This is a genomic window from Streptomyces sp. CC208A, assembly GCF_030010625.1.
Taxonomy (GTDB): Bacteria; Actinomycetota; Actinomycetes; order Streptomycetales; family Streptomycetaceae; genus Streptomyces.
Genome location: NZ_JASCXN010000061.1, coordinates 1 through 19,791, shown reverse-complemented (window position 1 = coordinate 19,791; position 19,791 = coordinate 1). Strand labels below are relative to the sequence as shown.

General features: G+C 71.2%; 17 protein-coding genes and 1 tRNA gene. 6 read left to right on the top strand and 12 right to left on the bottom strand.

Annotated elements, in window-relative coordinates:
- Positions 1-4: 4 nt before the first annotated feature.
- Positions 5-79, bottom strand: a tRNA-Val gene (locus tag QK442_RS35065).
- Between the two features lie 113 nt (positions 80-192).
- On the opposite strand from QK442_RS35065, the gene QK442_RS35060 reads away from it, so the two are divergent.
- Together QK442_RS35060 and QK442_RS35055 are read left to right on the top strand one after the other, a co-directional pair.
- On the top strand, positions 193-1,599 hold the full coding sequence (locus QK442_RS35060; RefSeq protein ID WP_282698180.1) for a hypothetical protein: 1,407 nt from the start codon (positions 193-195) through the stop codon (positions 1,597-1,599).
- A gap of 32 nt (positions 1,600-1,631) precedes the next feature.
- Complete coding sequence (locus tag QK442_RS35055) at positions 1,632-1,835, top strand: zinc ribbon domain-containing protein (protein ID WP_282698179.1); 204 nt, start codon at positions 1,632-1,634, stop codon at positions 1,833-1,835.
- A gap of 10 nt (positions 1,836-1,845) precedes the next feature.
- On the opposite strand, the gene QK442_RS35050 is transcribed toward QK442_RS35055, so the two are convergent.
- From QK442_RS35050 to QK442_RS35040, 3 genes are read right to left on the bottom strand one after another with little or no spacing between them, the layout of a single operon-like run.
- Entirely contained in the window at positions 1,846-2,670 is an 825-nt protein-coding gene (locus QK442_RS35050) for an HAD family hydrolase (protein WP_282698178.1), read from the bottom strand.
- Entirely contained in the window at positions 2,667-5,234 is a 2,568-nt protein-coding gene (locus tag QK442_RS35045) for a phosphoribosyltransferase (protein ID WP_282698177.1), read from the bottom strand. The genes QK442_RS35050 and QK442_RS35045 overlap by 4 nt, the downstream gene beginning before the upstream one ends.
- Before the next feature lie 18 nt (positions 5,235-5,252).
- Entirely contained in the window at positions 5,253-6,428 is a 1,176-nt protein-coding gene (locus QK442_RS35040) for an HpcH/HpaI aldolase/citrate lyase family protein (RefSeq protein ID WP_282698176.1), read from the bottom strand.
- 201 nt (positions 6,429-6,629) lie between these two features.
- On the opposite strand from QK442_RS35040, the gene QK442_RS35035 reads away from it, so the two are divergent.
- Positions 6,630-7,568: a TerD family protein gene (locus QK442_RS35035; RefSeq protein WP_282698175.1), complete on the top strand. Its 939-nt coding sequence runs from the start codon at positions 6,630-6,632 to the stop codon at positions 7,566-7,568.
- Between the two features lie 20 nt (positions 7,569-7,588).
- Here QK442_RS35035 and QK442_RS35030 read toward each other — a convergent pair whose 3' ends face one another.
- The 6 genes from QK442_RS35030 to QK442_RS35005 all read right to left on the bottom strand — a co-directional run bounded on the left by QK442_RS35030 (position 7,589) and on the right by QK442_RS35005 (position 12,300).
- Complete coding sequence (locus tag QK442_RS35030) at positions 7,589-8,326, bottom strand: Tellurium resistance (RefSeq protein WP_282698174.1); 738 nt, start codon at positions 8,324-8,326, stop codon at positions 7,589-7,591.
- A gap of 183 nt (positions 8,327-8,509) precedes the next feature.
- Positions 8,510-9,658, bottom strand: coding sequence for a DUF475 domain-containing protein (locus QK442_RS35025; protein ID WP_282698173.1), 1,149 nt, complete (start codon positions 9,656-9,658; stop codon positions 8,510-8,512).
- Positions 9,659-9,687: 29 nt separating this feature from the next.
- Entirely contained in the window at positions 9,688-10,263 is a 576-nt protein-coding gene (locus QK442_RS35020) for a TerD family protein (protein WP_282698181.1), read from the bottom strand.
- A 143-nt stretch (positions 10,264-10,406) separates the two neighbouring features.
- Entirely contained in the window at positions 10,407-10,982 is a 576-nt protein-coding gene (locus QK442_RS35015) for a TerD family protein (RefSeq protein WP_282698172.1), read from the bottom strand.
- A 186-nt stretch (positions 10,983-11,168) separates the two neighbouring features.
- Positions 11,169-11,627 carry a peroxiredoxin gene (locus QK442_RS35010; protein WP_282698171.1) on the bottom strand — a complete coding sequence of 153 codons (459 nt, stop codon included), beginning with the start codon at positions 11,625-11,627 and terminating at the stop codon, positions 11,169-11,171.
- Positions 11,628-11,877: 250 nt separating this feature from the next.
- Positions 11,878-12,300: a DUF3052 domain-containing protein gene (locus tag QK442_RS35005; RefSeq protein WP_282698170.1), complete on the bottom strand. Its 423-nt coding sequence runs from the start codon at positions 12,298-12,300 to the stop codon at positions 11,878-11,880.
- Positions 12,301-12,763: 463 nt separating this feature from the next.
- Here QK442_RS35005 and aceE point away from each other — a divergent pair, with 463 nt between their 5' ends.
- Both aceE and QK442_RS34995 read left to right on the top strand, forming a co-directional pair.
- A complete protein-coding gene (gene aceE / locus QK442_RS35000; protein ID WP_282698169.1) occupies positions 12,764-15,496 on the top strand; it encodes a pyruvate dehydrogenase (acetyl-transferring), homodimeric type in 2,733 nt (910 codons plus the stop codon).
- A gap of 81 nt (positions 15,497-15,577) precedes the next feature.
- A complete protein-coding gene (locus tag QK442_RS34995; protein WP_282698168.1) occupies positions 15,578-16,453 on the top strand; it encodes an ion channel in 876 nt (291 codons plus the stop codon).
- Here QK442_RS34995 and QK442_RS34990 read toward each other — a convergent pair.
- Together QK442_RS34990 and QK442_RS34985 are read right to left on the bottom strand one after the other, a co-directional pair.
- The gene (locus QK442_RS34990; protein ID WP_282698167.1) at positions 16,434-16,847 is read right to left on the bottom strand and encodes a peptidase inhibitor family I36 protein; all 414 of its coding nucleotides are present in this window, start codon (positions 16,845-16,847) and stop codon (positions 16,434-16,436) included. The genes QK442_RS34995 and QK442_RS34990 overlap by 20 nt on opposite strands.
- 127 nt (positions 16,848-16,974) lie before the next feature.
- Positions 16,975-18,468, bottom strand: a complete 1,494-nt coding sequence (locus QK442_RS34985) for an MFS transporter (RefSeq protein WP_282698166.1) — start codon at positions 18,466-18,468, stop codon at positions 16,975-16,977.
- A gap of 50 nt (positions 18,469-18,518) precedes the next feature.
- Here QK442_RS34985 and QK442_RS34980 point away from each other — a divergent pair.
- On the top strand, positions 18,519-19,791 hold a 1,273-nt coding region (locus QK442_RS34980; RefSeq protein WP_282698165.1), incomplete at its 3' end, for a recombinase family protein.

The following is a 19,791-nucleotide window of genomic DNA, read 5'->3' as shown; positions in this document are numbered from 1 at the left end:
TCACTGGTGGGCGCGGACGGTTTCGAACCGCCGACATCTGCTTTGTAAGAGCAGCGCTCTACCCCTGAGCTACGCACCCGTGGGAGGAGCCAACAGCCTACACGGAGGGGGTGGGCGGATCGCAAACCTGTGGGCTCGGGGAGGGCGGGGTGAACTTGGCGGGCCGTGTGTTCGTCTTGGGACGGTGGGAGAATGGTCGTTCGGACGGCCTGTTCTACGGAGACAGCACGGGAGAGGGACGTGGCGGCGAGCGACGCGAGGGGTGGGGCGGCGTCCGGGGGCGTCTCCTTGGTGCGGTTGGCGGTGGTGTTGCCGCTGCTGGTGGGGGCGGTGGTGCCGCAGGCGTTCGCGGGTGGGGGGACGCGGCGGTGGTTCGGGGGGCGGGGGGAGAGTCAGCGGGCTGAGGCGCAGGCCGCCAAGGACGCGGCTGCTGCGGCGTTCTACGAGCTCGACACCGCGCAGCGCGGGTTGCGGATCACCATGGAGACGATCACCGCCGTGGACGGGTCGCCCGAGGCCCGGCGGGCCGTCGAGCGGTTCGCGGCGCTGGAGCGGCGGATCGACGAGGTGTCGCACGCGTACATCTCCGCCGTCGATGCTCATGATCTTGATCGTGAGGAAGTGGATGGTGCTACCGCCGGTCGTGCTCGGGGGGAGCTGACTCGCGCTCGGGAGGAGCTGGAGCGGGTCAAGGGGGAGCTCGATCGGTTCGAGGGCGGGCTCGCGCCGTTGGTCGAGCGGGCCGAGACGCAGCTCGCGCGGCTCGCGCCTGCCGTGGAGCGGGCTCGGCAGGCGTTGCGGGGGGCGAGCGACGCGCTGGACTTCGTGCGGGGCCAGGGGTTGCGCGCCGATGAGCTGGCCGCTCGGCTCGCCGTGCTCGGGCCCGAGCTGACCCGGCTCAACGAAGGGGCCGGGCGGCATGGGGTCGGTGAGACGCTGCAGCGTGCCGATCGGGTGGTGCGGGACGCCGAGGCGGTGCGGGCCGAGGCGGAGCGGCTGCCGGAGCGGGCTGCCGAGATCGACAAGCGGCTTGTGTCGCTGCGGACCCGGGCGCAGGCGCTGACGACCCGCTCGGAGGCTGTGGAGCCGGTTCTGTCCGAGCTGCGCCGGCGGTACTCCGCCGCCTGCTGGCAGGACCTCCAGCACGTGCCGGAGCAGGCCGCCTCGGCCGTGCGGCAGGCGGAGGAGCGGCTCGCGGAGGCCGCGGCGGCCCGGGCCGAGCAGCGGTGGCCGGACGCGACCGCCCTGCTGTCGACCGTACGGGCGCTGCTCGACACCACCGGGGAGGCCGTGTCCGCCGCCGGTGACCGGCTGCGGCGGCTCGACGCGGTCGCGAAGGATCCGCGGGCGGAGACGGACCGGGCGAGGTTCGCGGTGCGCGACGCGCAGCGGCTCGCCATGGAGGGGCGGCAGCAGCCCGATCCGCGCCATGCCCGCCCCCTCGACCGGGCGGTGGAGCGGATCGACCGGGCCGTCGCCGGGCTCGAAGGCCGCCACCCCGACTACTGGAGCTTCCTGAGCGAGCTGGAGGCCGTACGGGCCGAGGCCGCGCGCGTCGTCGCCGCCATCCGGGAGGAGCGGGGGGCCGGCGCCCACTGACCGGCGGTGGGCTCCGCCGTTAGCCTGGGACCATGCCTCGTTACGAATACCGCTGCCGCACCTGTGGTGACACCTTCGAGCTCAGCCGGCCGATGGCCGAGTCCTCCGACCCCGCCACGTGCCCCGTCGGGCACGACGACACCGTGAAGCTGCTGTCGGCCGTGGCCGTCGGTGGGTCGGCGGCCCCAGCGGCTCCCACGGGTGGTGGCTGCTGTGGCGGGGGTTGCTGCGGCTGACGTCGGGACGTCAGGACACGGCCGCCGCACGGAAGCGGCGGAGGATCTCCTCCCCCGCCGCGACGCCCCGCTCCGCGAGGACGTCGAGGTGGGGGGCGGTCCACGCGGTGTCGGCGAGTTCGCCGTGGCCCGGGCGCCAGGCGCGGTCCGCGGCGAGCAGCAGGTCGGCGTCGAGGAGCGAGTCGCCCGCGGCGAGGGTGAGCGCGGCGCCGGTGCGGCGGGCCACCTCGCGGACGGCGGCGCTCTTCGTCAGCGGCTTCGGCACCGCGTACACCTTGCGGCCCTGGAGCGAGACCGTCCAGCCGCGCTCGCCGGCCCAGGCGCCGAAGCGGTCCAGCCAGTCCTCCGGCAGCCGCTCCCGCTCGACGACCAGGTAGGCGAAGAGGTCCTCGGCGACCCGGTGCTTGCGCACCCAGGACAGGTCCGTCGTCGCGGTGAGGTAGGCGCGGATCTCGGAGAGCGGGGCGCACTCGTCGGCGAGCCTGCGGACGACGGAGGCGTGCCAGTCGGGGTCGGAGACGCCGTCGACGAGCAGGTGCCCGCCGTTGGCGCAGATCGCGTACGCCGGGGTGCTGCCGGGCAGCCGGATGCGCTGGTACTGCTTGCGCGTCCGGGTCGTGGTGGGCACGAAGACGGTCTCCGAGGTGAGCCGCGCGAGGAGGCCGGCCGCCTCCTCCGTCATGTACGACAGCGGCTTGGACTCGTGGACCTCGACGCACAGCAGCCGGGGCGCCTGCGCGTCCGGCATGCCGAGGGCGAGGGCCGCGGTCGAGTAGATGAGGGTGCGGTCGAGGTCGCTGGCGACCAGGGTCGTCGTGGGCGCGGCGGCGGTCATCGGGACGCCACCGCCTTGCCGTCGGCGCCTGTCGCGCCCCTCGTGTACCGGGGGTGGATCAGGCCCACGCAGGTGTACGGGAGGCCGTCGACCTCCTCCACCGGCACCCCGCGCTGCTCCGCGAGGAGGCGGACGTGGGCGAGGTCGGCGCCCGCGCCGCGCCGGGCGAGGATCTTCCAGGGGACGCGGCGCAGCAGGACGCGGGTGGTCTCGCCGACGCCGGGCTTGACCAGGTTGACGTCGTGGATGCCGTACTCCTCGCTGATCCGCTCGACGGCGGCCCAGCCCTCCCAGGTGGGAGTGCGGTCGGCGGCGAGGAGCTCCTTGACGGCGGTGTCGACGGTGTCGGCGGCTTCGGCGAAGCGGGCCTCGACGGCATCGAGGAAGGTGCCCGAGACGTCGGCGCCGGCCAGCTCGCGGTAGAACTTGGCGCCGTGGAAGTCGGCGGGGCCGACCAGGTCGGAGCGGAGCACCGTCCGCGATATCAGGCCGGAGACCGTGGAGTTGAGGCAGGCGGAGGGAATGAGGAAGTCCTCGCGGGTGCCGTAGGTGCGGACGCAGGAGCCGGGGTCGGCGAGGACCGCGAGCTCCGGGTCGAAGCCGGCGAACTCCTCGGACTCCCGCAGGGCGGCGGCGAGTTCGCGGGTGATGGCGCCCTTGCCGGTCCAGCCGTCGACGAAGACGACGTCGGCCGGGTCGTGGTGGGCGGCGAGCCAGCGCAGCGCGTTGGCGTCGATGCCGCGGCCGCGCACGATGGAGACGGCGTAGTGGGGCAGGTCGAGGCCGTGGCGCCACAGGGCCCAGCGGCGCATGAGGACGCCGACGGGGGTGCCGGCGCGGGCGAGCGAGACGAGCACGGGCCGGCCACCCCGCTCGGACCTCTCGGACCTCTCGGACCTCTCGGACCTCTCGGCGAGGACGGTCTCGGTGACCGTGCCGACGGCGTGGGCGATGCGGGCGGCGGAGGACTCCAGGGCGCTGTGGAAGAGCTCCTGGTAGCGGGCGTCCGGCTGGTACTCGACGGGCAGCGACTCGGCGTAGTGGGCGCCGCCGCTCTGGATGGCCTCCTCGCGTTCCTCGGTGGGCGCCTCCAACTCGACGTCCGAGAGGTCCTGGAGCAGCCAGCCGACCTCCTCGGGGGCGTACGAGGAGAAGGCGGGGCCGCGGAGGGGCTCGGGCAGCATGGAGCTCCTTTCGGGAGCTTCGGGGTCGGTCGCTTGAGGTGTGGTCGCTTGAGGTGTGGTCGCGGCCTCCGGTCCCGGGGCCGCCTGGGGCGTGTACGAGGGGACGACGGCGAGGACCACGTGCGGGACGTGCGCGGCGAGCCGGGCGAGGAGGCCGTCGGGGGCGTGCAGGGCGGGGGTGTCGGCCGTCGAGTCGACGACGACGACGACGGCGTCGAAGCCGCCGCCCGCCACGTTGTAGGCGTAGCGCTCGCCGGGGCCGTCGGCGGGGTCGTCGTGGGCGGGGAAGACGAGCCGGGTGCGGATGGCGTAGCCGGGGTCGTCGACGGCGAGGACGGGCGAGCGGGTGGTGGTGGAGTACCGGACGTCGAGCCCGGCGTCCTCCAGGGCGCCGGCGAGCCGCAGCGGCGCGTACATCAGCTCCTCGAAGCCGAGGACGAGCACGCGGGGGCCGTCCGCGCCGGGGGCGGTGCCGGGGTGCGCAGTCCCCGGCAGCGCCTCGGTGAGCGCGGCCGTCATCGTCGGCAGCGCCTCCTCCAGACGGGCGCGGTGCGCGGGCGTGAAGCCGTGCCGGCCGCCGTCGGGGACGTCGCCGGGCCAGTCGAGGGAGACCCGTACGGGGGCAGGGGTGGGGGTCGTCGGTGCCGTACGGGACCGGTGGGCGGCGGGCGCCTGCCCCTTCTCCTCGTGGCGGGCGACGAGCTCCTGCCCCTTCTCCAGGACGCCGTCCGGGAGGCGGACCGTCCCCGCGGCGAGGGTGAGCAGGTCGACGCGGGCGCCGAGCTCCGCCGCGAAGGCGGTGAGCCGGTCGCGGTCCTCGGGGCCGCGCATGTCGACCAGGGCGACGACGACGTACCGCCCGCGCGGGTAGCGCTCGTGGAGGCCGCGGATGGTGTTGAGGACGGTGTTGCCGGTGGAGAACTCGTCGTCGACGAGGACCAGCGGCCCCTCGCCCGCGAGCAGCTCCGGGTCCTCCGGAAGGAGGAGGTGGGAGGTGGCGTGGGAGTGGGACTCCTCGAAGCCGCCCGCCGTGGCGACCCCGGCGACGGGGCGGCGGGTGGAGTGGAGGTAGGGGGCGGCGCCGAGGCCGTCGGCGACGGCGTGACCGAGGGCGGTGGCGGTCTCCGCGTACCCGAGGACGACGGCCCGGGCGGCCTCCTCGGCGCCGAGGAGCTCGCGGACGCGCAGGCCGAGGCCGAGGCCGGAGCCGTACACGACCGAGGGACGCTGCGGCACGTGCTTGCCGAGCACGCTGGAGACGAGCAGGTGGGCCCGCTTGGGGTTGCGGCGCAGGGCGAGGCCCAGGAGGGACGGCAGCTCCTCGTCGCCGGTCAGTTCGACGCCGAGTCGCTCCGCGACCCACGTTCCGGTCCACACCACGTCGCCGTCGTCCTTTCGTCAGCCGGCGAGGCCGGCGGTGAGCAGTTCCACGAAACCGACGTCCTCGCGGGCGACGCCGAAGACCTCGGCGCGCACCAGGGTGCGCTCGGCCCAGGCGCGGTGCGGTTTCACTTCGTTCATCTTGTTCGTGTAGGCCGAGCGGAGCACCCCGCCGCCGTCCTGTTCCGGCCGGAGGATGTCCTGGGCGTCGCTCCACTCCTCGTGGCTGACCACGGACAGGGCGTGGACGGGCGGCACGTGGCTGGGGTGGATGCAGGTCTTGCCGAGGAGGCCGTTGGCCCGGTCGAGCTCGATCTCGCGGAGCAGGGCGTCCATGTCGTGCTCGATGAGGGAGGTGCGCAGGTCGTCGGCACTGCCCTCCAGGAAGGGGCTGCGGCGCAGCTGGGGCTTGAAGATGCGCTCGCGGGGGCGGAAGTACTCCCAGACGGGGCCGGTGATGGTGAAGCCGGTGCCGTCGGCGCGGCCGAGGACGTTGACGACGTCGGCGATGACGTGGGCGACGACCTTGACGTCGTAGGCGGTCATGTCGGGCGAGCGGCGGAGCCCGTAGGCGGAGCAGAAGTCGGTGACGCCGAGGCGGAGGGCGAGGACCCGCTCGCGGTGCTTGTCGGTGACGGCGGCGATGCCGGCGAGGGTCTCGGCCCGGGTCTCCAGGTGGAGGAGTTCGGGGGACTCCAGGACGGGCATGGCGTAGAGGCGGCGTCCCGCGGTGTCCTCGGCCTGGACGAGGGCTTCGAGGAAGGCCCCGCCACGGTCCTCGGTGAATTTCGGTAGTACGAATCCGGACAACAGGTCGACGGTGTCGCCGAGGCGGGCGGTGAGGTCGGTGATCTGGTCCGGTTCGCGGACCCGGACGAAGAGGAGCGGTACGTCGGGGCCTCCGGCGGCCCGTCCTTCGGCGAGGTCGCGGAACTGTCGGACCAGGTTGGCCTCGCCGGCCTCGACGTCGGCGTCGCTGATCGAATCCTCCAGGCAGAGGACCATGGAGACGACTCCGCGGGCGGCCTGCTTGCGGATGTCGGCGGCGAGCCGGGGCCGGGTGGCGGGGCTGTAGAGGGTGGCGCCGAGGGCGGCAGCGAGGACGTGGGCGGGCGAGTCGGCGGTGAACTCGGCCGGCTCGCGATGGAACAGCCCGCGCCGTACGGCGGAGGGGATGTGCCCGAAATGACGCATGTGACTTCCCCGCCTGCTTCCCTGGGCCCTGATGACGTGTGGCCGGTAATAGTACGTAGGTGCGGGTGTCCAAAGTTCCCGCCGTGTGTGAAATCCCGGTGACCCGTCCGCGTCCGGTCCCTTCTCTCCGGCTTCTCCCCGCCGCTCTCTCCACCGCGCGGGGTGCCCCCGCGTTGTCCCCCGGCCGGGCAGGAGGGCAGGATGGCCGTCATGACGCACGCGATGCTGAAGGGCTCCAACGTCCCTCTCGACACCGCGGCCGTACGGGCCGTGCTCCGCTGGACCCCGGGCCCCGGGGTCCCCGACGTGGACGCCTCGGCCCTGGTCCTCGGTCCCGACGGCCGGGTCCGCTCGGACGAGGACTTCGTCTTCTACAACCAGCCGCGCCACCCCTCGGGCCTGGTGCGGCGGCTGCCGAAGAAGCGGGTGGCCGAGGGCCTGACGGACACCGTCGAGGCCGATCTCGGCGGGCTCGACGCCTCCGTCGACCGGGTGGTGCTCGCCGCCTCCTCGGACGGCGGCACCTTCCGCGCGGTGACGGACCTGCGGATCGTGCTGTACGACGCCACGGCGGGGCCCGAGCGGGAGCCGCTGGCGCTCTTCGACGTGACGGCGGAGACCGGCGAGGAGACCGCGGTCATCTGCGGTGAGCTGTACCGCCGCGGCGAGGGCTGGAAGTTCCGCGCGGTAGGGCAGGGCTATCCGACCGGTCTGGTGGGCCTGGCGACGGACTTCGGCATCTCGGTCGACGAGGCGCCGGAGGAGGCCGAGGGCGCGGAGGAGACAGAGGGTCCGGAGGGCGCTGGGGGCGCTGAGGGCGTGTCCGCCGCCGAGGCCGCCGAGGCCGCCGACGGCGCCCTGGCCGAGACCGCGTTCGTCGACAGCGCCGCCGTCGGGTCCGGTACGGGCTCCGCCGCGCACCCGGACCCGGACGCGACCGTCGTCCATCCCCCCGTGCCGTCGCCCCCGCCCGTACCGCCGATGCCCGACCGGGCGCCCGCCTACGGCTACCCGCAGCCGCCGGTGCCGGACCAGGCGCCCGCGTACGGCTATCCGCAGCCGGTGCACGCCGCGCACGGCCCGGAGGCCGCCCCGGAGTTCCGGATGCCGCCGATGGGGCCGCAGTTCCAGCACCGCTGACAGGGGCGGGCGGGCGGCTTTCAGGTCCTCGACTTGTAGCCGCGGCCCCACTGCAGCCCCCAGCCGTAGAGTCGGTCCAGTTCGGCCTGGAAGCCGTAGACGAACCGCACCTCGCGCCGCACCACCAGCTCGCCCTTGCTGTTGTCCACTGAGAAGACGGCGCAGGAGCGGGCCTGCGGGGCGCGTTCGTCGAGTTCGATCTCGATCCGGGGGCCGTTGCTCGGGTAGAGGGTGATCTTGGCGTGCGTCCGGTCGAAGGCCGGGGTCTGGTCGTAGATGTACGCGAAGAAGAGCAGCCGCTCGATCTCGTCCCGGTGGTCGAGGTTGACGAAGATCGTCTCCCCGGAGGGGGAGCCGAACCGGTCGTCGCCGCTGAGCTTCACGTACGGGGCGGCGTTGAGGTCGCCGAAGAAGTCGCCGAGCGGCTGCACCACGCCCTTGCTGCCGTCCTTGAGCTCGTACAGGCAGCCGAGGTCGAGGTCGACGTTGACCATGCCCTGGGTGTGGGCCTGGACGGCCTCGGGGCGGAAGAACTGGGTGGGGTTGCGCAGCAGCCGGCCGCTCTGCCGGGAACGGCCCTCGATGTCGGAGCTCCGCATCCGCCAGGAGAGGTTGACGCGGAGGTTGCCGGTGGCGCCGCCCTGTTTGGTGAGCGAGACCGCGGGGCGGCGTCTGGTCAGGTCGATGGTGTGGGACGCGCCCACGCCGGTGTCGAAGGACGTCGCTCGTCCCGGAAACAGGTTGTCCAAGAAGCCCATCGGGCCCCACCCCCACGTCGGTCGCCTTGCTCGCCGGTCGTTCTCTCCGCCCGCCGGACGGCCTCGGGCCGTCCGGCACATGCCTGCGGGGCGGCCGGACGTACCGGCCGCCCCGCAGGGAAGCGTTCCTCGTCGTCCCCGGTGTCACACCCCGTGGCGGGGCGCACACCCGGGAGCAGGGTGTCACACCCCGGAGCTCACCTCCGCCTTGTCGTCCGGAGCGCCGGAGCCGCCCTCGGCCGCCGCCAGCGCGCGGTTGCGGCGGACGGAGGACCAGAAGGACCAGGCGATCAGGGCGACGCCGATGCCGCCGGTGATGATCTCGGGGATCTCGTACTGGATGGTGATCATGAGGATCACGGCGAGGGCGCCGATCGCGTAGTGCGCGCCGTGCTCCAGGTACACGTAGTCGTCGAGGGTGCCCTGGCGGACCAGGTAGACCGTGAGCGACCGGACGTACATGGCGCCGACGCCGAGGCCGAGCGCCATCAGGACGATGTCGTTGGTGATGGCGAAGGCGCCGATGACGCCGTCGAAGGAGAAGGAGGCGTCGAGGACCTCCAGGTAGAGGAACATGAAGAAGGCGGCCTTGCCGGCGAGCTGGACCGCGGAGACCTTCTTGCCGCTGCGCCTGGCCTCTTCCTCGATCTCGTGCTCGCGCTCCTCTTCCTCCTCCAGCTTGTTCTCGAAGAAGCCGGAGAGGCCTCCGACGACGAGGTACGTGATGAGGCCGGCGATGCCGGAGATGAGGACCGTCTGCGCCTTGTCGATGTGGGCGCCACCGTGCTGGTGGGCCTGGGTCGCGAAGGTCATCGAGGTGACGAGCAGGACGATCAGCGCGATGCAGACCGACAGCATGTCGACCTTGCCGAGCTTGGCGAGCGGGCGCTCGATCCAGCGCAGCCACTGGATGTCACGGTCCTCGAAGATGAAGTCGAGGAAGATCATCAGCAGGAACATGCCACCGAACGCGGCGATCGCCGGGTGCGCGTCGGTGACCAGTTCCTGGTATCGGTCGGCGTCGTTGAGCGCCAGGTCGACGGCCTCGATCGGACCGATCTTGGCGCTGACCGCGACGATCACGACGGGGAAGACCAGTCGCATTCCGAAGACGGCGATCAGAATGCCGATGGTGAGGAAGATCTTCTGCCAGAAGGCATTCATCTTCTTCAGGATGCCGGCGTTGACCACCGCGTTGTCGAAGGAGAGCGAGATCTCGAGGACGCAGAGGATCGCGACGATCCCGAACGCCTCCCACCCCCCGTAGAGCACCGCGACGACCAGGCCGAGCGCGGTGATCGCGAACGACCAGCCGAAGGTTTTCAGAACCACTGCCTACCCCATTATGTGATGACGCGGCTTTACGAAACGTTGACCCCGAAGTCTAGAGCGATGCCGCGCAGCCCCGACGCGTACCCCTGGCCGACCGCCCGGAACTTCCACTCGCCGTTGTAGCGGTAGAGCTCGCCGAAGATCATCGCGGTTTCGGTGGAGGCGTCCTCGGAGAGGTCGTAGCGGGCCAGTTCCTGCCCGTCCGCCTGGTTGACCACGCGGATGAAGGCGTTGCTGACCTGGCCGAAGGTCTGGCCCCGGTTGTCGGCCTCGTGGATGGAGACCGGGAAGACGATCTTGTCGCACTGGGGCGGGACGCTGGTGAGGTCGATGATCAGCGACTCGTCGTCGCCCTCGCCCTCACCGGTCAGGTTGTCACCGGTGTGCTCGACGGAGCCCTCGGGGCTGCGCAGCTGGTTGTAGAAGATGAAGTACTCGTCACCGAGCACCCGCCCCGCCTGGCACATCAGGGCGCTGGCGTCGAGGTCGAAGTCGGCCCCGGTGGTGGACCGCGCGTCCCAGCCGAGGCCCACGAGGACCTTCGTCAGGTTGGGTGCGGCCTTGGAGAGGGAGACATTGCCTCCCTTGGCGAGCGTGACGCCCATGGTGTTCGGTTCCTCCCCGGTGAGTGCTGCTGCCATGAGGCGCGTCCGGCGCCGCACGGAGGGTGCGGCGCCGGACGTCGTCGAGCGGGACCCGGGGCCGGGCCCGAAGCGGCCCGGCCCCGAACGGTCCTGAGGCGGACGGCTCAGACGTTGACGCCGAAGTCCTGCGCGATGCCGCGCAGGCCCGAGGCGTAACCCTGGCCGACCGCGCGGAACTTCCACTCCGCGCCGTGGCGGTACAGCTCGCCGAAGACCATGGCGGTCTCGGTCGAGGCGTCCTCGGAGAGGTCGTACCGCGCGATCTCGGCTCCGCCGGCCTGGTTCACGACGCGGATGAACGCGTTGCGCACCTGGCCGAAGGACTGCTGGCGGTTCTCGGCGTCGTAGATGGACACCGGGAAGACGATCTTGGAGACGTCGGCCGGTACGGCGGCCAGGTTGACCTTGACCTGCTCGTCGTCGCCCTCGCCCTCACCGGTGAGGTTGTCACCGGTGTGCTCGACGGAACCGTCGGCGCTCTTGAGGTTGTTGAAGAAGACGAAGTCCTGGTCGTTGCGGACCTTGCCGGCCTCGTTCACCAGAATGGCGCTGGCGTCGAGGTCGAAGTCCGTACCGGTGGTGGTGCGGACGTCCCAGCCCAGACCGACGGTCACGGCGGTGAGGCCAGGGGCCTCCTTGGTCAGCGAGACGTTGCCGCCCTTGCTGAGGCTGACTCCCACGAGTCCCTCCATAGGTTTCCAGGGGCAGCGCCCCCAGTCGTGCGTTGGCATCGGATCAACGTCTGGATCCTAGTGACGGGTTCCCCGCCGGGACAGGCGATTCACCCGGGGAGTCGGCGGGTGTCGGCGACGGCCGCCGACACCGGGGCCGGCTCAGGAGCCGACTCCGAGGCCGGCTCAGGGGGTTCAGAGGGCTTCGAGCGCCTTGACGTACTCGTCGAGGTCGCGGGCGTCGGGCAGGGCGTTGACGACCGTCCAGCGGACGACGCCCTCCTTGTCGATGATGAAGGTGCCGCGGCCCGCGCAGCCCTTCTCCTCGTCGAAGACGCCGTAGGCGCGGGAGGCCTCGCCGTGCTTCCAGAAGTCGGAGAGCAGCGGGTACTCCAGGCCCTCCTGCTCGGCGAAGATGCGCAGGGTGTGGATGGAGTCGTTGGAGACGGCGAGCAGCTGGGTGTCGTCGTTGACGAACTTCGGCAGGTTGTCGCGGAGCTCGCACAGCTCGCCGGTGCACACGCCGGTGAAGGCGAAGGGGTAGAAGAGCAGCACCACGTTCTTCTCTCCGCGGAAGTCGGAGAGCCGCACGGTGCGGCCGTGGTTGTCCTTGAGCTCGAAATCGGGGGCCTTGGTGCCGACCTCGATCGCCATCGCGTACGCATCCCTTCGACGGGGCCCGGCCCCTTGGGCCGAACCGGTGAACCCCACCCTACGGCCCTGACCGACGGCTGCGGGGACGGGCCCGGGGGAGGGGGCGCGGGGGACGGGGGCAGGCGGGGGAGGGAGGTGGCCTGGGGCGCGGGGCACGGCAACGGAGCGCGAGCGGGGGCCGGGGCGCGGGGTCCGGGAGCGCGGAAGCCCCCGCCGGGGCACCGGCGGGGGCTTGCGCGCAGCAGGGGGATCAGCGCTTGGGAGCGGCCAGGCGGGTGCCCGTCCAGTCCTTGGCGACGCTGATGCTCTTGGTCTGGGAGAGACCAGCGGTCTGCGCGGCATCGTTGATGTCGCTCGGCTCGATGTAGCCGTCGCGGCCGGTCTTCGGGGTCAGCAGCCAGATGTTGCCGCCGTCCTCCAGCAGGCCGATGCTGTCCACCAGTGCGTCGGTGAGATCGCCGTCCTCGTCACGGAACCAGAGGACGACGGCGTCTGCGACGTCGTCGTAGTCCTCGTCCACGAGCTCCTGGCCGATGATGGACTCGATGCCTTCACGGAGATCCTGGTCGACGTCGTCGTCGTAGCCGATCTCCTGGACCACCTGTCCGGGCTCGAACCCCAGCCTCGCCGCCGGGTTGGTCCGCTCCTCCGCGTGGTCCGCGGTCGCGCTCACGGCTTGCCTCCTGATCATGTATCGGAAAATGCTCGGGCCGCGCATGCGCGCGGCGCTGGCCGTAGTCCACACGTGACGGGGCGGATCGCGCAAGTACCCGGCCGTGGAGACCGCCGAAACGGTGACGTTTGGGGCCGTCTCACCGCAACTTCCGGCGTCTTCCGACAGCTCTCCGTGATCAGGGGTACACGATTCGTCCCGCTGTGCGGGGTTCTGCGGTTTCAGTCTGCCGAACGCCCTGCCGAAACGCATGCTCGGATTGGGCGTAAGGTTGCGATTTGACCGTACCCCGTACCCGGGAGGGCGCGGGGAGGGCCACCTCTCGGTAAAGATGGGCTACCTCTCGGTAAAGATGACGTGTGCCGCGGGCCGGGTGGACGATGGACGTCCCGGCCTCGGACATCCCGGCCTCCACGGGGCTCCCCTCCCTCGTGGGGCTCCCCCCGACCAGCGAAGGAACAGCGTGGCTCCCGGATCCGATCGCAACCCGATCATCATTGGCGGCCTTCCCAGCCAGGTCCCGGATTTCGACCCCGAAGAGACCCAGGAGTGGCTCGACTCCCTCGACGCGGCCGTCGACGAGCGCGGCCGGGAGCGGGCCCGCTATCTGATGCTCCGGCTGATCGAGCGCGCCCGCGAGAAGCGGGTGGCCGTGCCCGAGATGCGCAGCACGGACTACGTCAACACGATCGCCACCAAGGACGAGCCCTTCTTCCCCGGCAACGAGGAGATCGAGCGCAAGGTCCTCAACGCCACCCGGTGGAACGCGGCCGTGATGGTCTCGCGCGCCCAGCGCCCGGGCATCAGCGTCGGCGGTCACATCGCCACCTTCGCCTCCTCCGCCTCCCTCTACGACGTGGGCTTCAACCACTTCTTCCGGGGCAAGGACGAGGGCGACGGCGGCGACCAGATCTTCTTCCAGGGCCACGCCTCCCCCGGCATCTACGCCCGCGCCTTCCTCCTCGACCGGCTGTCCGAGACCCAGCTCGACGGCTTCCGGCAGGAGAAGTCGAGGTACCCGAACGGCCTGTCGTCCTACCCGCACCCGCGGCTGATGCCGGACTTCTGGGAGTTCCCCACGGTGTCGATGGGCCTCGGCCCGCTCGGCGCGATCTACCAGGCCCGGATGAACCGGTACATGGAGGCGCGCGGGATCGCCGACACCTCGAAGTCGCACGTGTGGGCGTTCCTCGGCGACGGCGAGATGGACGAGGTCGAGTCGCTCGGCCAGCTCTCCATCGCGGCCCGCGAGGGCCTCGACAACCTCACCTTCGTCGTCAACTGCAACCTCCAGCGGCTCGACGGCCCGGTCCGCGGCAACGGCAAGATCATCCAGGAGCTGGAGTCGGTCTTCCGCGGCAACGGCTGGAACGTCATCAAGCTGATCTGGGACCGCTCCTGGGACCCGCTGCTCGCCCAGGACCGCGACGGCATCCTGGTGAACAAGCTGAACACCACCCCGGACGGGCAGTTCCAGACGTACGCCACGGAGACCGGCGCGTACATCCGCGACCACTTCTTCGGCGACGACCACCGGCTGCGGGCCATGGTCGAGTCCATGTCGGACCAGCAGATCCTCCACCTGGGCCGCGGCGGCCACGACCACAAGAAGATCTACGCGGCCTACGCGGCGGCCAAGGCCCACAAGGGCCAGCCGACGGTGATCCTGGCGCAGACCGTCAAGGGCTGGACCCTCGGCCCCAACTTCGAGGGCCGCAACGCCACCCACCAGATGAAGAAGCTGACGGTCGACGACCTCAAGCGCTTCCGCGACCGGCTGCACATCCCGGTGTCCGACAAGGAGCTGGAGTCCGGTCTCCCGCCGTACTACCACCCGGGCCGGGACTCCGAGGAGATCCAGTACATGCACGACCGCCGCAACGCGCTCGGCGGCTACGTGCCGACCCGGGTGGTGCGGCCCAGGCCGCTGGCCCTGCCGGACGACAAGACCTACGCGGCGGTCCGCAAGGGCTCGGGCCAGCAGTCGATCGCCACCACGATGGCCTTCGTCCGGCTGCTCAAGGACCTGATGCGGGACAAGGAGATCGGCAAGCGCTTCGTGCTGATCGCCCCCGACGAGTACCGCACCTTCGGCATGGACTCCTTCTTCCCGAGCGCCAAGATCTACAACCCGCTGGGGCAGCAGTACGAGGCGGTGGACCGCGAACTCCTCCTCGCCTACAAGGAGTCCCCGACCGGCCAGATGCTGCACGACGGCATCTCCGAGGCCGGCTGCACGGCCTCGCTGATCGCCGCCGGTTCGGCCTACGCCACCCACGGCGAGCCGCTGATCCCGGTCTACGTCTTCTACTCGATGTTCGGTTTCCAGCGGACCGGCGACCAGTTCTGGCAGATGGCCGACCAGCTGGCCCGCGGTTTCGTCCTGGGCGCCACCGCCGGCCGCACCACGCTGACCGGCGAGGGCCTCCAGCACGCCGACGGCCACTCCCACCTCCTCGCTTCGACGAACCCGGCGTGCATCGCCTACGACCCGGCCTTCGGCTTCGAGATCGCCCACATCGTCAAGGACGGTCTGCGGCGGATGTACGGCCCCGAGGCCGAGGACGTCTTCTACTACCTGACGGTCTACAACGAGCCGATCCAGCACCCCGCCGAGCCGGAGGACGTGGACGTGGAGGGCATCCTCCAGGGCATCCACCTCTTCAGGCGCGGCGAGGCCGGCACGATCCCGGCGCAGGTCATGGCCTCCGGCGTCGCCGTCCCGTGGGCGGTCGAGGCGCAGCGGATCCTCGCCGAGGAGTGGAACGTCAAGGCCGACGTCTGGTCCGCGACCTCCTGGAACGAGCTGCGACGCGAGGCGGTGGCGGTCGAGGAGCACAACCTCCTCCACCCGGACGAGGAGCAGCGCGTGCCGTACGTCACCCGCAAGCTCCAGGCCGCCGAGGGCCCCTTCGTGGCGGTCTCGGACTGGATGCGTTCGGTGCCGGACCAGATCTCCCGCTGGGTCCCCGGCTCGTACACCTCCCTCGGTGCGGACGGTTTCGGTTTCGCGGACACCCGCGGCGCCGCCCGCCGGTACTTCCACATCGACGCCCAGTCGATCGTCCTGGCGGTGCTGACCGAGCTGGCCCGCGACGGCAAGGTGGACCGCGCGGTCCTGAAGCAGGCGGTGGACCGCTACCAGCTCCTGGACGTGGCGGCCGCCGACCCCGGCCCCGCGGGCGGCGATGCCTGACGGGTCGTAACGCCTGGTGAGGGGCGGTGGGCCGGTGGGCCCGCCGCCCCTCGGCATGTCCGACGACCTACGATGCCCCGCATGCCCGTGAAGAAGGAACGGCCCTCGAAGGTCGAGTGGGAAGAGCGCACCCAGACCCCGCTGCTGGTGCTGGCCGTGGCCTTCGGCATCGCGTACGCCGTGCCGATCGTCGCGCCCGGCGCCGAGCCGTGGGTGCACGAGGTGTGCGTGTGGGTCGAGTGGGGCGTGTGGGCGGCCTTCGCCGCCGACTACGCCGTCCGCCTCGTGCTCTCCCCGGCCCGCTGGGTCTTCGTCCGCTCCCACCCCCTCGATCTCCTCGCGGTCCTGCTGCCGCTGATACAGCCGCTGCGGCTGCTGCGGCTGGTCGCCACTCTCCTCCTCGTGGGCCGGCGGGCCCGGATGGCCCCGCAGATCACGCTCACCACCTATGTGGCGGGCGCGGTGGCCGGGCTGATGATGTTCGGCTCGCTGGCGGTGCTGCACGTCGAGCGGGACGCCCCGGGCGGCAACATCAAGACCCTGGGCGACGCCGTCTGGTGGTCCTTCACCACGATGACGACGGTCGGCTACGGCGACCACGCCCCGAAGACCGGGCTCGGGCGGGCGCTCGCGGTCGGGCTGATGCTCTCGGGCATCGCCCTGCTCGGTGTGGTCACCGCCAACATCGCGGCCTGGTTCATCTCCCGCTTCGAACGGGACGACGCGGTGGAGCGCCGGCAGACGGAGCTCCTGGAATCGCTGACCCAGGAGGTCCGCGAGCTGCGCGCCGAGGTGGCCCGCCTCTCGGGCCCCGTACCGTCCCGGGCCACGGCCGCGCCCGGAGCCGTACCGGAGGCCGCGGTACCGGAGGCCGTACCAGGAGCCGCGACGCCGTCAGTCGTACCGGAGGCCGTACCGGAAGCCCTGCCGGAGACTTCTATCGCTCCCAGATCTTGAAGGCTCTGACCTCGTAGGGCGTCTGCGGCACCCAGGTGCCCTTCCCCGGGTACGTCTCGAACTCGCCCGTCTCCGCGCACTCCGCCGACTGGTACGCGGTGACCGGCCGTCCCGTGCGGACGGCCAGGGACTGGGCCGAGGCACCGGCCGGGAGGGCGACGCAGCTCTCGATGTCCGTCGTCGCCAGCTCGTACGCCCACGGCCTGCCCTTGAAGTCGGCCTTCGGCCAGAGGCAGAGCCGCCCGGGCCCGCAGGCCCCGAGCGCGGTCCCGGCGGCCTGGGCGGTGGTCCCCGTGGTCCCCGTGGTCGCGGCGGCCGGGGCGGCCGTGGCCGGGAAGGCGGCCAGGAACAGGGCCGCGAGCCCCGCGAGTACGGCCGTCGTCTTCGTGTTCATGCAGATCAACCCCCATGTCGTCACTCTCTGTGATCACGAGCATGGAGGAAGTGACCCAGCGAACGGAAGAGGGGCCGCCCCCGTTCCTTCGAACGGGTGACGGCCCCCTAGGGAATCTCAGGGTGCGTCAGATGTGCCCGCCGCCCACGCCCTCCTGCGCGTTCTCGCCGCGCTTGGTGAGCATGGCGACCAGGGCCGCCACCACGGCCACGACGCCGGCGACGGTGAAGGCCAGGCCCATGCCGTCGAGGAAGGTGTCGTGGATGACGTCGGCGATCATGGCGAAGAGGTCCGGGGTCATGCCGGGCGCCTGCGCCATCTCCGGCGGGACCATGCCGAACTCCGCGGCCCCCTCCAGACGCGGGTCGGCCGGGACCGGAATGCCGGCCGCCCGCCAGTTCTCCTCGAAGGAGCCGGAGACCTTGGAGGCCATGACCGCGCCGAGCACCGCGGTGCCGAGCGCGCCGCCGACCTGCATGGCCGCCTGCTGGAGACCGCCGGCGACACCCGAGAGCTCCAGCGGCGCGTTGCCCACGATGACCTCGGTGGCGCCGACCATGACCGGGGCGAGGCCCAGGCCGAGGAGGGCGAACCAGAGGGACATCGTCAGCGTGCTCGTACCGGCCGAGAGCGAGATCATGCCGAACATCGCGGCGGCCGTGCAGACCATGCCGCCGACCAGCGGCACCCGCGGGCCGAACCTGGTGATGAGCGCACCGGCCAGCGGCGAGGAGACGATCATCATCGCGGTCAGCGGCAGCAGCCGCAGACCGGCGTCGATCGGGCCGAGCCCCTTCACGCCCTGGAGGTAGAAGGTCACGAAGAAGAGGCCGCCCATGAAGGCGAAGGCCATCAGCACCACACCGGCCGAGAGCGGCACGGAGCGGAACATGCCGAGCGGGATGAGCGGCTCCGCGACCTTCGTCTCCCAGAGGGCGAAGCCGGCGAAGAGGACGACCGCGCCGAGCAGGCAGCCCCACGTGTTGCCGCCGGCCCAGCCCCAGTCCGCGCCCGCCTTGATGAGGCTCCAGACGAGCAGGCCCATCGCGGCGGAGAGCAGCACGATGCCGATGACGTCGAAGGAGCGCGGCGCGTTCTCGGCGCGGTGGTCCTTGAGGATGAGCAGGCCGAGCACGAGCGCGAGCACGCCGACCGGCACGTTGATGAAGAAGACGGACTGCCAGCTGACGTGCTCGACGAGGAAGCCGCCGAGGATCGGGCCGCCGGCGGTGGAGGCGCCGATGACCATGCCCCAGATGCCGATGGCCATGTTCAGCTTCTCGGCGGGGAAGGTGGCGCGCAGCAGGCCGAGCGCGGCCGGCATCAGCAGGGCGCCGAAGAGGCCCTGGAGCACCCGGAAGGCGATCACGAAGCCGATCGAGTGGGAGAGGCCGATCGCGCCGGAGGCGGCGGCGAAGCCCGCGATGCCGATGAGGAAGGTCTGGCGGTGGCCGAAGCGGTCGCCGAGCTTGCCCGCCGTGATCAGGGCGACGGCGAGCGCGAGCAGGTAGCCGTTGGTGATCCACTGGAGCTGGTCCAGGGAGGCGCCGAGGTCGGCCTGGATGGCGGGGTTGGCGATGGCGACGATCGTGCCGTCGAGCGCCACCATCATGACGCCCACCGCGACTCCTAATCCTTCCTAGATAGGTAGGTCATCACTACAGTGCCGGTATGCCCGTAGCCCTGGAATACGCCCACCTGGTCTACCCCAAGCGGTGGCCGCTGAGAGGGGCCCTGTACGCCCGTCAGAGCGGCGATCGCAGCGGGAAGGCCGAATCGGTCGCCGAGCAGTTCGAACACGATCGAGCACAGTGCGAGAGGTTCGGCATAGGCATCGTCGCCGAGTTCGGAGACCCTGGATGGTCCGCGAGCCGATACGGCGTCGGGAAGCACGTCAAGCCCCGTCGCGTGACTGCCCAGCCTCGTGACGACTTCACCGCCCTGGTCGACATGGTCAAGGCTGGCGAGGTCGACGTGGTCATGGCCTTCCTGCCGAACCGCCTCTACCGCGACATGACCGACTACGTCGCCCTGAGGAACGCGTGCACAGAGACCGACACGTTCCTCAGCTACAACGGCAACCTCTACGACCTGTCCAAGCCAGAGGACCGCCGGATCACCGCCCAGGACGCCCTCGCCGCCGAGGGCGAGGCGGACAACATCCACGTCACCAACACGCGAACGGCCGCGGCACATGCCCAAGACGGAAAACCCTGGGGCCCGTTGATCTTCGGGTACCGACGCCGCTACGACCCGGAGACCGGCGACCTGCTCGGCCAGTTCCTTGACACAGCCAAGGCCAAGATCGCCAAACAGTGCTGGATCGACGCCGACTCGGGCCAATCCACCTACGCCATCGCGAAGCGGCTCCGCGAACAAGGGAAGGAGGCAGAGAGGCCCAACGGGATCCCGTGGACACCTGAGCACGTCCGCGCCATGCTGCTGAACCCGGCCTACATCGGCAAGAGGGTTCACCACGGCGAGATCATCGCCAACGCCAAGTGGCCGGCGCTGCTGGAAAAGCCGGACGAGGTGGCGATGTTCCATCGAGTGAAGGCGAAACTGGAGGACCCTGCGCGGCGGACTCAGCGGGAGTCGGAGGTGTCTCACTTGCTGTCCCGGATCGCCCTGTGCGGGGAGTGCGGCGACCACGCGGTACTGACGGCGGGCAAACGCAACGCCGGAGTGCAGTATCTGAACTGCCAGACGGCATACGACACCGCACTCCGCGAGGACTGGATGGACGCCTGGGTGGAGACCGAGGTTCTCACGTGGTTCGCGAAGCCCGAGGCCCGCGCAGCGTTCTTCCCTCAGAACGACGACCGCGACGAGCGCCTCGCCGAAGCGCGGGCCCGGCTGAAGGAGGCGAGCGATCAGCTGGGCGAGGCCCAGGAGTTGGCCACCGAGATCGACGAGGAGACGGGGCGGTTTCGGCTCTCCCCGA

Bases quoted from the DNA above. Each gene is read 5' to 3' on its own strand.
- QK442_RS35040 (WP_282698176.1), bottom strand. From the start codon at position 6,428: ATGCGTCATTTCGGGCACATCCCCTCCGCCGTACGGCGCGGGCTGTTC.
- QK442_RS35020 (WP_282698181.1), bottom strand. From the start codon at position 10,263: ATGGGCGTCACGCTCGCCAAGGGAGGCAATGTCTCCCTCTCCAAGGCC.
- QK442_RS35035 (WP_282698175.1), top strand. From the start codon at position 6,630: ATGGCCGTCATGACGCACGCGATGCTGAAGGGCTCCAACGTCCCTCTC.
- QK442_RS35055 (WP_282698179.1), top strand. From the start codon at position 1,632: ATGCCTCGTTACGAATACCGCTGCCGCACCTGTGGTGACACCTTCGAG.
- QK442_RS35010 (WP_282698171.1), bottom strand. From the start codon at position 11,627: ATGGCGATCGAGGTCGGCACCAAGGCCCCCGATTTCGAGCTCAAGGAC.
- QK442_RS35060 (WP_282698180.1), top strand. From the start codon at position 193: ATGGTCGTTCGGACGGCCTGTTCTACGGAGACAGCACGGGAGAGGGAC.
- QK442_RS35050 (WP_282698178.1), bottom strand. From the start codon at position 2,670: ATGACCGCCGCCGCGCCCACGACGACCCTGGTCGCCAGCGACCTCGAC.
- QK442_RS34990 (WP_282698167.1), bottom strand. From the start codon at position 16,847: ATGAACACGAAGACGACGGCCGTACTCGCGGGGCTCGCGGCCCTGTTC.
- QK442_RS34995 (WP_282698168.1), top strand. From the start codon at position 15,578: ATGCCCGTGAAGAAGGAACGGCCCTCGAAGGTCGAGTGGGAAGAGCGC.
- QK442_RS35030 (WP_282698174.1), bottom strand. From the start codon at position 8,326: ATGGGCTTCTTGGACAACCTGTTTCCGGGACGAGCGACGTCCTTCGAC.